The organism is Streptomyces sp. NPDC053367, from assembly GCF_044545925.1.
Lineage (GTDB): Bacteria > Actinomycetota > Actinomycetes > Streptomycetales > Streptomycetaceae > Streptomyces.
The window spans coordinates 436205-448425 of record NZ_JBITYN010000007.1 but is presented as its reverse complement, the minus strand read 5'-3'; the positions used below and the strand labels follow the sequence as shown (position 1 = coordinate 448425).

The window sequence follows — 12221 nt, the reverse complement described above, 5'->3', positions numbered from 1 at the left end:
ACGCCTCGTGAGCCACTACGTCGGCAGGCTCGGGCGTCGCTCTCCGGCGGCTCCCTCGCGGCTCCGGCTCGGGCACCGCCGCCCGCGGCGCGTCGCGATGCTCTCCGTGCACACCTCCCCGCTGCACCAGCCGGGCACCGGCGACGCGGGCGGCATGAACGTCTACATCGTGGAGCTGGCCCAGCGGCTCGCCGCGATCAACATCGAGGTCGAGATCTTCACCCGCGCCACCACGGCCGCGCTGCCGCCCACGGTCGAGATCGTCCCCGGCGTGACCGTCCGGCACGTCGACGCCGGCCCCTACGAGGGCCTGGCCAAGGAGGACCTCCCGGCCCAGCTGTGCGCCTTCACGCACGGTGTGATGCAGGCGTGGGCAGGCCACCGCCCCGGCCACTACGACCTCGTCCACTCGCACTACTGGCTCTCCGGCCACGTCGGCTGGCTCGCCGCCCAGCGCTGGGGCGTGCCCCTGGTGCACGCCATGCACACCATGGCGAAGGTGAAGAACGCCAACCTCGCCGACGGCGACACCCCCGAGCCCGCCGCGCGGGTCATCGGCGAGACCCAGATCGTCGCCGCGGCGGACCGGCTCATCGCCAACACGGCCGAGGAGGCCGACGAACTCGTCCGGCACTACGCCGCCGACCCGTCGAAGGTCGCCGTCGTCCACCCCGGCGTCAACCTCGACCGCTTCCGCCCCGCCGACGGCCGCGCCGCCGCGCGTCAGCGCCTCGACCTGCCGCAGGACGCCCTCATCCCCCTCTTCGCGGGGCGCATACAGCCCCTGAAGGCACCGGACGTGCTGCTGCGCGCGGTGGCGGTCCTGCTGGACGAGCGCCCCGAACTGCGCTCCCGCATGGTCGTCCCGGTCGTGGGCGGCCCCAGCGGCAGCGGTCTGGCCAAGCCGGAGGGGCTGCAGAAGCTGGCCGCGCGCCTGGGCATCGCGGACGTCGTACGCTTCCGCCCGCCGGTCGGCCAGGAGCAGCTCGCGGACTGGTTCCGCGCGGCGTCGGTGCTGGTCATGCCGTCGTACAGCGAATCGTTCGGCCTGGTGGCGATAGAGGCGCAGGCGGCGGGCACGCCCGTCCTCGCGGCCGCGGTCGGCGGCCTGCCGGTGGCGGTCCGCGACGGCGAGACCGGGTTCCTCGTCCAGGGCCACGACCCGGCTGCGTACGCGCGCGTGCTGCGCGACTTCGCCGACGCCCCGCACCTGCCGGCGACCATGGGCGAGGCGGCCGCCCGGCACGCCCGCTCCTTCGGCTGGGACACCTCGGCCGCCGCGACCGCCGAGGTCTACACCGCCGCCCTGCACGCCCATCGGCGTCGCGTACGCTCCCACCATGGGTGAGTCACAGCAGGCCGCACGCATCGTCGAAGGCGCCCTGAAGGACGCCGAACTGGAGTGGGAGTCCCCGGAGCCCGACCACTACGTCGTCAAGCTCCCCGGCACCCGCAAACTGTCCACGACGGTCTCCCTCAAGATCGGCCGCCACTCCCTGTCCCTGAACGCCTTCGTCATCCGCCACCCCGACGAGAACGAACCCGCGGTCCACCGCTGGCTCCTCGAACGCAACCTCAAGCTGTACGGCGTCAGCTACGCGGTCGACCCCCTCGGCGACATCTACGTCACAGCGAAGCTGCCCCTCGCCTCCATCACCCCCGACGAGATCGACCGCCTCCTCGGCCAGGTCCTCGAAGCAGCCGACGGCTCCTTCAACACCCTCCTCGAACTCGGCTTCGCCTCCGCGATCCGCCGCGAGTACGAATGGCGGACCTCCCGGGGCGAGTCGACCCGCAACCTGGACGCCTTCGCACACCTGCTGGAGCGGCCGACGGACTGACGTCTCAATTTCGAACAGCCGCACGCACTCTGGCTGTAGCCTGCTGCGACTTGCGGACGAACAGTGAAGAGGTCGTGCATGCGCACAGGAAGAACCGGCACGGTGGTCGCGCTCGCGGGAGCGCTCGCACTCGGGGCGCTCGCGGCGCCGACCGCTCAGGCGGCGGACACCGGGGTCACCGTGACGAACATGGTGGTGAACGGCGGCAAGACCATCGTCGTCGGCCCCACCGAGGTGAAGCGTCCGAAGTTCTCGTTCCACGTGACCCTGCCGGGCCGACTCACCCTCGACGACGTCGACGTCATTCCGTTCCTGTACCGCTACGACACCACGCCCGCGGGGGCCTGGAGGTCGGGCGGCATCCTGCCGAGCGGCGTGGGCTGCGGTGACGCGCCCTCGGGCGGCTACAACTGCTCCGGTGACTTCTCTGTCGACCGGTCCACCCTGGACTCCAACGGCGACGCCGCCACCTGGAAGTTCGCCGTGCTGGCCAAGGTGTGGTCAGGTGACGAGTTCAAGACGGAGGAGTATCTGACCGGCCTCGGCTATGAGCGTGTCAAGCGCTCCGCCCGTGTCACCGTCAACGCCTCGCCCGAGCCGGCCGTAAAGGGCAGGCCGATCACGGTCACCGGCAAGATCACCCGCGCCGACTGGGCCCTCGACCGCTACGTCAACTACGGCGGCAAGCAGGCCACGCTCCAGTTCCGCAAGGCCGGCACCACCACCTACAAGGCCGTACGCACGGTGACCGCCAACTCCACAGGAGACCTGCGCACCACGGTCACGGCCTCCTACGACGGCTACTGGCGCTGGTCCGCCGGCGGCACGGCCACCACCTCGGGAGCCGGCTCCACCGCCGACTACGTCAACGTCAGCTGACAACGCGTTCCGGCCCGCCGTCCGGCTGTGGCCGTACGGCGGTCGGTCGGCCTCTTCTCATGCTCGGCGGTACGCGGCCCACTTGCGGGCAGCGGCTGCGAGGCCCTGAATCCACGCGACGTCCGACGCATCGGCGGCGATGCCGACCCAGAGCCGCTCCTGGGCGGACGCGAACACATCGAGGGCACGCCGCGAGGCACTGGACCAAGCAGAGGTCGTAGCGGCCCACTGCTCGGCATCCGGGACGGTATGGCCGGCGGAGACCAGCCACACGACCCAACAGGCGGCGTCGATCCACGGGGCGCCGCGCGTGGGCCAGGCCCAGTCGACAAGACGGGCGGCACCGCTCACGATCAGCACATTGTCCGGGTGCCAATCGGTGTGCAGCAGCGCCTCGCCGCTCAGCAGCTCGGCATCGGCGGGGGTGTCGACGTACTCCGCGAAGCGCTGCTCGATGTGTGGGCTCCCGTCATCAGGGGCCCTCACAAAGCAGGGGCTACTTCTTCTTGCCCGGGGTCTTGCCGGGGATCTTGGTGAGCTGGGTTTCGCTGGTCAGGGGCGGTGAGATCGTGCTCCTGGTGGTTGTCGTTGGTCGTCACTGGCCACTGTCGAGCGACTTCGGACGGCCCAGGGACGGCCCACAGCCCTGGCGCGCTCAGCTGACGGCCGGCACCCTCGCTGCACCCCGTCCGAACCTCAGCCGACGACAGTCAGCCGCGACGGCGGGTGCGCCGACCGACCACGCACGCGTGTGCCGCGCTATACCCCCACCGGCCTTGGCCACGCTGCTCACGCCGTCGACCAGAGCGGGCCACGACGGCCGGGCCGCCATGACGGTGCTGAGCCACCAGCCGTGAAGCTTGGGTGCTTGATGGCGTCCCGCCGAGTGACACTCCAGCGGGCGTGACCTAGGGGGAGGGCCTGTCAGCCCACGTGATCCCCAACCCAAGAGATCACCGCGCCCCAGTCGTCGAGCCATCCAAACAGCTTCGCTACCAATAGCAGTACTCCCATAAGGGCGATCGTCCACAGCGCAGACCTAAAAGCTAGCCAGTCGTGCTGAATGACGCCAACAGCAATGAGCAGTACGGCACGTATCCCCGCCAGTATAAATACCGCCAATTCCATGGCCGCGGTGAGCCCCGACCATAGTTGACTGCGGTCCGGAGTGACACTGAAAGAAATAAGGACGCTTAGGGTCCCATAAACAACGGCGAGGGCGGGCAGCAGCACGCGGTTCACCCTTGGGGGAATCCGTGACAGGACTGCGGATGGCAAGGCCTCAGCGGTTGATCCAGTCGTGGCGGAGTCAAGCACATCGCGGATGGTTGATCCCATAGGTGCGGCGGGCTTGGAGTCCAGCAGGGGCATGTTTATTCCAATCCGCCTCCAAATCCAGATGGCGAGAAAGGCGCATATCGCTGCTACAAGCAGGGACTGGACGCGCAGATAGCTGATAGGGCTAATTACGCTAGCTTCTTCAAGTAACGTCAGGAAGCCTCCAAGTGAAAGCGCACTGCTCGCGGCGGCGAATACTCGGTGCGTGAATCTACGGTCAGCGCTCGTAGCGATGCGCGTTCTTGAAAATCCTGGGCGCCCGCGAGTGATTTCGACAATCTCATGGCCTGCAATTCCCGCTTCAAACAGCTTTTCATCCGGCGGGATGAACCATTCGGTGATTTCCTGGCCCGGCTGCGGACCGTTGCGCACGGAGAACAGCATCCGTAGACCTATTGCTGCGGCAGTGGCGGCGATCCCAGCTTTCCAGCCCCAGAAAAGCCAGCAAGTCAAGGTGCTGCCGAAAATGAACGCGACAGTGGGGATTGGGTGTATTTTGGGGCTGTCCGCTTCCCAGGTGATCTCGTGCGTCCATCCGTCCGGGGTGAGTCCGATTGCGAGACTTCGCTCTAGTTCGGCTTGGAGTGGTGAGATTTGCGAGTTTCCATCCCTGAGTCCTTCAGGGAGTTTAGGTCGTTTGACATCGTCTGGCATCTTGATACGACCTTCCGATCGCAATCTCTTTGCGACGTCTTCCACTGCGGCCTTCCATTGCCGGCCGCACGGAGTGCAGGTCAACATTCGGTCAGTTCCCCGGTCGCCTGGCAGCCATTAATGATGGCGGCTGGCGATATTCATTGAATCTGCCGAAAGGCTCGCCATGTATTGGCCCATTCCATTTTCATTGTAGGGGCGTATCTTCTCCCAAGCAACCGCGAACCGTTGCTCACGAGTCGCCAACTGGCCACCCGGCATCAGCATTGTTCTCGTGAGGCACCGCCGGGTGTGTACCCATTGGCTTCCCCAATACCGTCCCGCTGGCCACCACGACAGGCGCGTCCACCTTGGGGCAGTGCTTTCACGGCACAGAGACGGCCTTCTGCGGCACTTCCACCACCGCCCGCCTGGCCGCGCGGTGAGCGGAGCGAGCCGCCTTGAACCAGTAGAGAAAGTTGTAACTCAGTCGGTTGTCTGGGGACTAAGGGTGTGTGCGCATGCCGGTAATTGCGTGTCTCGGCGGTCTGCGAGTGGCAGGAAGGTCACGGGGCGGACCGTCCATGTGATGCGGGTGTGGGCTTGCGTGATGGTCACCGTGCAGGGCTGCATGCGAATCAGGGCGCGTCTCGTGTCGATGCGGCCGTTGTAGAGCCATTCCCATGCCGCGTTGGTGGCGGCGGGGCCGAGGGCCGGTGAGATGGTGCGGAGGGCGACTGCGATCCATCGGTCTGCCTGTGGTGCCGAGTAGGCGTCGAACGAAGCTTTGAGCTCAGGGAGCTCTCGCTCCCTGACGTCTGCGGTCCAGCACTCGCACCAGTAGCCGCGGATGGATGCGTTCATGCGCTCGTCGTCGGGGGGTAGATCGCTAGGACGTAGCGGGTACTGCCGTCGTAGAGGATGAGTTGGTAACCCGTGCCACCGACCAGGTAGGCGAGGGCGCGTTCGTGTTCGGCCTGGTCCGTCAGCCAGTGCAGTCCTGGCTGTGCGTATGCCGGTTCGAGTTGGCCTGTGATGTGCCAGGTGCGTTCGCGTAACCACTACGCATAGGCCTGGCCTGGCACTGGTAGGGCGGGGGCTGACTGCTGCTCATGTCCGGCATCTCGGTGTTGGCGGCAGTCAGCACGGGAGGTCTCCTGGCCGAGGGGCCGTGAAGAGTTCGGCCGTGACCGTGCGGCCGGCCTGGCTGGTGTGGACGATGACCCGGTGGGCCAGTGCGTTGACGATGCCCAGGCCCCGGCCGTGTTCGGCGTCCTGGTCCTGGTGCTCGACCTTGGGGGCGGTGCTCGTGCCGCCGTCGTCCGTCACCGACAGGGCCACCGCTTGCGGTGATACGGCGAGTGCCAGGTGGAAGGTGCCACAGTTCCCGCCGCTGGCCGTGTGCAGGATCGCGTTCACGCTCAGCTCGCTCAGTCCGTGTTCAACGGGTAGCAGCGCCACGGCATCGCCTACCGCGCCGCTGCCGTCACTCCGGCGTCCTTCCCGGTGTCCACGGGAGCCGCTGCCTGATGACCGACCTGACGACGCTCCTGGAGGTGGGTGGTCCTGTCGCCGCGCTCGGCGGCGGGGCCGCCTACTCCCGAGGCCGGTATCCCGCCGTGTACTGGTCCACGGTCGGCGGTCCGATATCCACTGTCCGGCTCCTCAGCTCGTACGCCTCCGTCATGGAAGCCTGCGGACTGACCGTCCAGCCTTCCCGACTGCGTGTCCTCGCCGCGAGGGCGATCACTCGTCGGGAGGTTCGGCCCGTGCCGCCCCGGCGGGGCGTCATCCGGCCCATGACGACCGGGTTACGACTCCGGCTTCGCCTCGCGCCGGGGCAGGTGCCCGCCGACGTCGCCGCATCGGCCGAACGGCTGCGGCACGCCTGGGGCGTTCACGCCGTATACGTCCACACCGTCAAGCCTGGTGTTGTCGAACTCCGCCTGGTCGGCTTCGCCGTCGTGGACGGCCCAGTCCTCGACGGCCGCGCCCACGTCTTCGCCTTCGGCCCTCGCTCACCGGCGGCACCAAGATCAACGTCTCCCCGCTCGGTGCCCTCCACTCGACGTCCGCACCATCCGCTCGGCCGACTTCGAGGGCGACCAGGAGCTGACCGAGCGGGCTGTCGCCGCGTACATCGCCAAATACGCCGCCGAGGTCGCCGAGACCGCCACGGGAGCTCTGGACCGGCCGCTGAGGTTCCTCGCCGAACTCGCCCAGCTCGATATCAGCGACAGCGCCCGCCGCCTCATCCGCACTGCCTGGACCCTCGGCGCCCGTAAGGACCTCGAACACCTCCGCCTGCGGGCCTGGGCCCACATGCTCGGGTTCCGCGGCCACTTCTCCACCAAGTCCCGCCGCTACTCCACCACCCTCGGCGCCCTCCGCGACGCCCGCGCCGAATGGCGCCGCGCACAGGCCCCGGCAGCGGCCGAGACCGACCCGGACACGACCCTCGTCCTGGCGCACTGGGTCTACGCCGGGACCGGTCTCACCGACACCGAAGCCTGGCTCGCCGAAACCCTCGAACCCGCCGCCGGAACGGAAGGAGAACCCACCCATGGCTAGCCGTCGCCTCGCTGTCGCGGAAGCGGCCTCCGAGCCGCGTGGCCTGCCGTCGCGGTATCTGACTCCCGACGACCTAGTGGCGATGTTCGACCTGCCCAGCGTCGAGACGGTTTATCAGTGGCGCCGCAAGCGCACCGGCCCCCGCGGCTTCCGGGTCGGCCGGCACCTGCGGTACGACCCCGCGGACGTCCAAGCCTGGGTGGAGTCCCTGCGGGAAGGGGCTGCCGCCTGATGGCCGGGCACATTCAGGACCGTTGGTACAGGACGGAGACCGGCCCGGACGGGAAGGCGCGCAAGGTGAAGACCGAGCGCTACGGGTCCGGCCTCCGCTACCGCGCTCGCTACGTCGGCCCTGACGGCACGGAGAAGTCCAAGAGTTTCCCCGACCGGCAGAAGCGGCTGGCTGAACAGTGGCTGGCTCACACCGAGGCGGACATGGCACGCGGGCAGTACATCGACCCGCGCGCGGCTCGGATCACGTTCCAGCAGTACGCCGAACGCTGGGTGGCCCATGCGCCGGACCCGAACACGCAGGCGTCGATGGAGTCGCAGCTTCGGCTGCACGCCTACCCGTACCTGGGCTCACGCCCGCTCGGGTCCTTCCAGCCCGCCCACATCCGCGACTGGATCACGCAGCTCCAGGAGAACGGTGTCCGTGGCTCGTACGCCCGGACGATCTACTCCAACGTACGGGCGGCCCTGAGCGCGGCCGTGGACGACGGGCACCTTCCTCGGAACCCGTGCGCCGCCCGGTCGGTCCGGCCGCCCACCCCGGACACCAAGCGGATCACCCCGTGGACGGTTGAACGGGTCTTCGCCGTCCGGGCCGGCATGCCGGAGAGGTACCAGGCCATGGTCGACCTGGGCAGCGGCTGCGGCCTCCGACAGGGCGAGATCCTTGGCGTTGCCGTGGACGCGATCGACTTCGACTCGGAGACGCTCCATGTGGTCCAGCAGCTCAAGCTCAGCCGCAGTAAGCCCGTCTTCGCCCCACCAAAGGGCGGCAAGCTGCGGGACGTGCCGTTGCCGGGCCCGGTCGCCGACGCCCTCCGGGCCCACATAAAGCGGTTCCCGCCGGTTGAGATCACGTTGCCGTGGAAGGTCGCGGACGGACCTCGGGTGACCAAGCGCCTGATCTTCACCGGACCGCGCGGCGGGCATGTGTGGCGCACGTCCCTGAACGAGGAGGTGTGGAAGCGAGCGCTCGCGGGCGCCGGTGTGATCCCGGAGCGCAAGCCGGGCGGCTCGTACGCCGAGTCGCGTGAGAACGGCATGCACGCCCTCCGCCACTTCTACGCCTCGGTGCTCCTGGACGCGGGAGAGAACATCAAGGCCCTCGCCGAGTACCTCGGCCACTCGGACCCGGATCTGACGCTCCGCGTGTACGCGCACCTGATGCCATCCAGCCGGGAGCGCACCCGCAAGGCGATTGCGGCCATCTTCGCCTAGCCGAGGGTGCCCCACTACACAACCTCACCCTCTTGCCCAGAATCGAGAAGCCATGGCCCACGAATCGTCGAAGCTAGCATTTGGAATCACCAACCGTGATTCGGCACCACCACGACAAAGTCGCAGCTCGTGAATCGTCGAAGCTAGCATTTGGAATCGCCAACCGTGATTCGGCACCGCCACGACAATGTACCGGTCCACGTCCCCCTCCCGCCTTGCCGCCTGGCCGCCCGCCCGGCTGCCTGCCCGGCCGCCCGCCCGCCTGGCCGCCCGCCCGGCCGGGCAGCCGCCACATTCCGCTTCAACGGTTCAACGGTTTTCCGTTTTTTTACGGTTGCCACGTCTCGGCCCTGCCGGACAACGCTGCAACTACACTTTCTGATTGCGCTGCGAGACTAAGCGAAGGGCTCGCTCAAGTGGTTTTAGCTGCGGGTTTGTGGCACTCCCCACTAGGTCGCTAAAGTCCCCTACGCGCCGAGGGAACAGGAGGGGCCGCTCACGGGCATGAGCGGCCCCTTACTCCGTCGGCACGCTTATTCACCGCTGATATAGGAGAAGTCATGCGTCCTACGGAGAAGCCCATGGTGCCACGACGCGGTCTGCGTATCGACCTCATGCCCCGCGAGCTGCCGCTCGGGCTGGTCGGCCTCGGTGGCTCGACCCTTGCTATGTGGGTCGGCGCCGAACCCGTCGCTGTCCTCCCGCTGGCCTTCCTCGTGTCGGTCCGCGTGAGACTGCACCGCATCTGACCGCGACGGCCCAGACACGGCACCGACGCATAGAAGAGCCCCCTCCTGACGGAAAAACCGCAGGTAGGGGGCTTCTTCAGGTCGTGTTACTTCTTCTTGCCCTGGTTCTTGACCGCCTCGATCGCCGCCGCGGCCGCAGCCGGGTCGAGGTACTTGCCGCCGGGGGTGACCGGCTTGAAGTCGGCGTCGAGCTCGTAGGCGAGCGGGATGCCCGTGGGGATGTTCAGGCCCGCGATGTCGGCGTCGGAGATGCCGTCGAGGTGCTTGACCAGGGCGCGCAGGGAGTTGCCGTGCGCGGCGACCAGGACGGTGCGGCCCGCGAGGAGGTCGGGGACGATGCCGTCGTACCAGTAGGGGAGCATCCGGACGACGACGTCCTTCAGGCACTCCGTCCGCGGGCGCAGCTCCGGCGGGATCGTCGCGTAGCGCGGGTCGGCGGACTGGGAGAACTCCGAGCCGTCCTCGAGGGGCGGCGGCGGGGTGTCGTACGAGCGGCGCCACAGCATGAACTGCTCCTCGCCGAACTCGGCGAGGGTCTGGGCCTTGTCCTTGCCCTGCAGGGCGCCGTAGTGGCGCTCGTTCAGGCGCCAGGAGCGGTGGACCGGGATCCAGTGGCGGTCAGCCGCTTCGAGGGCGAGCTGCGCGGTGCGGATCGCTCGCTTCTGGAGCGACGTGTGCACCACGTCAGGGAGCAGGCCGGCGTCCTTGAGCAGCTCACCGCCGCGGACCGCCTCCTTCTCGCCCTTCTCGTTGAGGTTGACGTCCACCCATCCGGTGAACAGGTTCTTCGCGTTCCACTCGCTCTCGCCGTGGCGGAGGAGGATCAGCTTGTACGGTGCGTCGGCCATGGCCTTTAGCCTACCTAAGCGCTCTGCGGCAGAGGGTGTGTGCTCACTGTGTGGAATGGTGTGGGCTTGGCCCCACCGGTGCGTCCGGAGGGCGATCTGACAGCCGGCCGCCCGGGCCTCTAAATTAAGGTGAACTCTTCCACAACCCAAAGCCACGTCCACCTGGCTGCCAAGCGCAGGTGTAGCGGTTCAGATGAGGAGCACAGAACGTGACCGTGCGTTCCTTTGCGCGGCGGATGCGACCGCGAATCGAGCGGAAGGCCGCCGAGCGAGTCTGGCAGCTGCGAACCATGCGACGGCGCCGTATGGCTGCGGAGACCAACCCGGGCCTGCGCCCCGTCGTCGTCCGCGGCCAGCAGCTGTTCGGGCGGGTTGTGACGGAGTTCACCGCCGTCGGTGCGGCCGCCGCCAACCTCGACCTGGTCGTCGCCGCGCTGGAGCAGGAGAACATCTCCTACTTCCTCGTGCCGACCGCCCGGACCCGTCATGTCGTCGGCGTCAACGTCGTCGACCGCGACCGGTTCCTCGCGGCCCTGGAGAAGCTCTACGCCGGCAAGGCGGTCTTCATCGGCCGCCCGCTGCCCGGCGGCCAGCTCAAGCACCCGGCGATGTTCCTGGACGGCATCCTGCCCGCGGGCCTGCGCACGTCCCCCGTGCTGCGGATCGGCGAGAACCACCTCGGCCCGGCCGGTCAGCTGCTCGCCGGCCCCGAGCTGGCCTGCGACGTGGAGTTCTGGGAGGACGGCGGTCAGCTGCTGGCCGGCGAGGACGGCGAGCGCCGCCTGGCCAAGGTGCAGCCGCAGGCGTCCGAGGACATCTTCGCCGAGTCGCTGATCGCGCCCCGCAACAACGGCATAACGGACGTCCTGCCGGCCTCCGAGCAGAAGCCGGTCACCGTGAAGGTCGGCGGGCGCGAGCTGCCGAGCTTCGCCCCGCTGACCCTGCCGACGGTGAACCGCGTCACCTTCCCGGTGGACATCGTCTACACGTGGGTGGACGGCGAGGAGCCGGCGATGCGGGCCAAGCGCGCCAAGTACCGGCAGAAGGGCACGGCGGAGATCCTGGACAAGGAGATCAACGCCTCCCGCTACACCAGCCACGACGAGCTGAAGTACTCGCTGCGCTCGCTGGCGATGTACGCCGACTTCGTGCGGCACATCTACATCGTCACCGACGGCCAGAAGCCGCACTGGCTGGACGACACCGCCGAGGGCATCACCGTCGTCGACCACCGCGACATCTTCCCCGAGGGTGTCCTGCCGGTGTTCAACTCGCACGCGATCGAGACCCGGCTGCACCACATCCCGGGCATCTCGGACCACTACCTGTACTTCAACGACGACGTCTTCTGCGGCCGCCGCGTCACCCCGGAGCACTTCTTCCACGGCAGCGGCCTGATGAGGATCCCGGTGTCCCCGCTGAAGATCGGTGTCGGCAAGCCGCACGCCGAGGAGACGGCCACCAACTCCGCCAGCAAGAACGTACGGGCGCTGCTGCTGGAGAAGTTCGGCAAGTTCACGACGAACAACTTCATGCACACCCCGCTGCCGCAGCACCGCAGCACGCTGCTGGAGATCGAGAAGCTGTTCCCCGAGGACGTCCAGCGGACCATGGCGTCCCGGTTCCGTTCCCCGACGGACATCGCCGTGACCGCGCCGATGCTCTACAACTACTCGCTGATGACGGGCCGCGGTGTGCCGGGCAAGTTCAACTTCCGGTACGTCAACATCAGCCGCCCGGACGCCGACAAGCGTCTGGAGGACCTGAGGACCAACCGCCGCTTCGACTTCTTCTGCCTGAACGACGTGGACGTTCCGGAGGAGGAGCGCGAGCAGGTGCACACCCGTATGGCGGAGTTCCTGGAGAACTACTTCCCGTTCCCCAGCCCCTACGAGAAGCGCGACTGACGGGCT

The 12221-nt window shown here is 68.0% G+C and carries 11 protein-coding genes and 1 pseudogene; 8 read left to right on the top strand and 4 right to left on the bottom strand.

The window, feature by feature from the left end:
- Positions 1-7: 7 nt before the first annotated feature.
- From mshA to ACIGXJ_RS22030, 3 genes are all read left to right on the top strand, one after another.
- Positions 8-1348 carry a D-inositol-3-phosphate glycosyltransferase gene (mshA, locus tag ACIGXJ_RS22040; protein ID WP_399647911.1) on the top strand — a complete coding sequence of 447 codons (1341 nt, stop codon included), beginning with the start codon at positions 8-10 and terminating at the stop codon, positions 1346-1348.
- A complete protein-coding gene (locus ACIGXJ_RS22035; RefSeq protein WP_399647909.1) occupies positions 1341-1841 on the top strand; it encodes a YbjN domain-containing protein in 501 nt (166 codons plus the stop codon). Before mshA ends, ACIGXJ_RS22035 begins: the two co-directional genes overlap by 8 nt.
- A gap of 78 nt (positions 1842-1919) precedes the next feature.
- A complete protein-coding gene (locus ACIGXJ_RS22030; RefSeq protein ID WP_399647907.1) occupies positions 1920-2720 on the top strand; it encodes a hypothetical protein in 801 nt (266 codons plus the stop codon).
- Between the two features lie 57 nt (positions 2721-2777).
- On the opposite strand, the gene ACIGXJ_RS22025 is transcribed toward ACIGXJ_RS22030, so the two are convergent.
- The 3 genes from ACIGXJ_RS22025 to ACIGXJ_RS22015 all read right to left on the bottom strand — a co-directional run bounded on the left by ACIGXJ_RS22025 (position 2778) and on the right by ACIGXJ_RS22015 (position 6152).
- Positions 2778-3206 carry a protein kinase gene (locus ACIGXJ_RS22025; RefSeq protein WP_399647905.1) on the bottom strand — a complete coding sequence of 143 codons (429 nt, stop codon included), beginning with the start codon at positions 3204-3206 and terminating at the stop codon, positions 2778-2780.
- A 438-nt stretch (positions 3207-3644) separates the two neighbouring features.
- Positions 3645-4757, bottom strand: coding sequence for a hypothetical protein (locus ACIGXJ_RS22020; RefSeq protein WP_399647903.1), 1113 nt, complete (start codon positions 4755-4757; stop codon positions 3645-3647).
- 1074 nt (positions 4758-5831) lie between these two features.
- A complete protein-coding gene (locus tag ACIGXJ_RS22015) occupies positions 5832-6152 on the bottom strand; it encodes an ATP-binding protein (RefSeq protein ID WP_399647901.1) in 321 nt (106 codons plus the stop codon).
- 68 nt (positions 6153-6220) lie between these two features.
- Between ACIGXJ_RS22015 and ACIGXJ_RS22010 the strand changes: the two are divergent.
- The 4 genes and pseudogenes from ACIGXJ_RS22010 (at position 6221) to ACIGXJ_RS21995 (ending at position 9460) form a co-directional block, all read left to right on the top strand.
- Positions 6221-7262, top strand: a pseudogene (locus ACIGXJ_RS22010) (replication initiator).
- Positions 7255-7494: a helix-turn-helix transcriptional regulator gene (locus ACIGXJ_RS22005; protein ID WP_399647898.1), complete on the top strand. Its 240-nt coding sequence runs from the start codon at positions 7255-7257 to the stop codon at positions 7492-7494. Before ACIGXJ_RS22010 ends, ACIGXJ_RS22005 begins: the two are co-directional and overlap by 8 nt.
- Positions 7494-8711 carry a tyrosine-type recombinase/integrase gene (locus ACIGXJ_RS22000; RefSeq protein WP_399647896.1) on the top strand — a complete coding sequence of 406 codons (1218 nt, stop codon included), beginning with the start codon at positions 7494-7496 and terminating at the stop codon, positions 8709-8711. The genes ACIGXJ_RS22005 and ACIGXJ_RS22000 overlap by 1 nt, the downstream gene beginning before the upstream one ends.
- Positions 8712-9292: 581 nt before the next feature.
- Positions 9293-9460, top strand: coding sequence for a hypothetical protein (locus ACIGXJ_RS21995; RefSeq protein WP_399647893.1), 168 nt, complete (start codon positions 9293-9295; stop codon positions 9458-9460).
- A gap of 86 nt (positions 9461-9546) precedes the next feature.
- On the opposite strand, the gene ACIGXJ_RS21990 is transcribed toward ACIGXJ_RS21995, so the two are convergent.
- Positions 9547-10308 carry a phosphoglyceromutase gene (locus ACIGXJ_RS21990; protein WP_399647890.1) on the bottom strand — a complete coding sequence of 254 codons (762 nt, stop codon included), beginning with the start codon at positions 10306-10308 and terminating at the stop codon, positions 9547-9549.
- A 236-nt stretch (positions 10309-10544) separates the two neighbouring features.
- Between ACIGXJ_RS21990 and ACIGXJ_RS21985 the strand changes: the two genes are divergently transcribed.
- Positions 10545-12215, top strand: a complete 1671-nt coding sequence (locus tag ACIGXJ_RS21985) for a stealth family protein (RefSeq protein ID WP_399647888.1) — start codon at positions 10545-10547, stop codon at positions 12213-12215.
- The last annotated feature ends 6 nt before the right edge of the window (positions 12216-12221 follow it).

Coding starts and splice junctions, on each gene's coding strand:
- ACIGXJ_RS22035 (WP_399647909.1), top strand. CDS start 1,341: ATGGGTGAGTCACAGCAGGCCGCACGCATCGTCGAAGGCGCCCTGAAG.
- ACIGXJ_RS22030 (WP_399647907.1), top strand. CDS start 1,920: ATGCGCACAGGAAGAACCGGCACGGTGGTCGCGCTCGCGGGAGCGCTC.
- ACIGXJ_RS22005 (WP_399647898.1), top strand. CDS start 7,255: ATGGCTAGCCGTCGCCTCGCTGTCGCGGAAGCGGCCTCCGAGCCGCGT.
- ACIGXJ_RS22000 (WP_399647896.1), top strand. CDS start 7,494: ATGGCCGGGCACATTCAGGACCGTTGGTACAGGACGGAGACCGGCCCG.
- ACIGXJ_RS21995 (WP_399647893.1), top strand. CDS start 9,293: ATGGTGCCACGACGCGGTCTGCGTATCGACCTCATGCCCCGCGAGCTG.
- ACIGXJ_RS21990 (WP_399647890.1), bottom strand. CDS start 10,308: ATGGCCGACGCACCGTACAAGCTGATCCTCCTCCGCCACGGCGAGAGC.
- ACIGXJ_RS21985 (WP_399647888.1), top strand. CDS start 10,545: ATGCGACCGCGAATCGAGCGGAAGGCCGCCGAGCGAGTCTGGCAGCTG.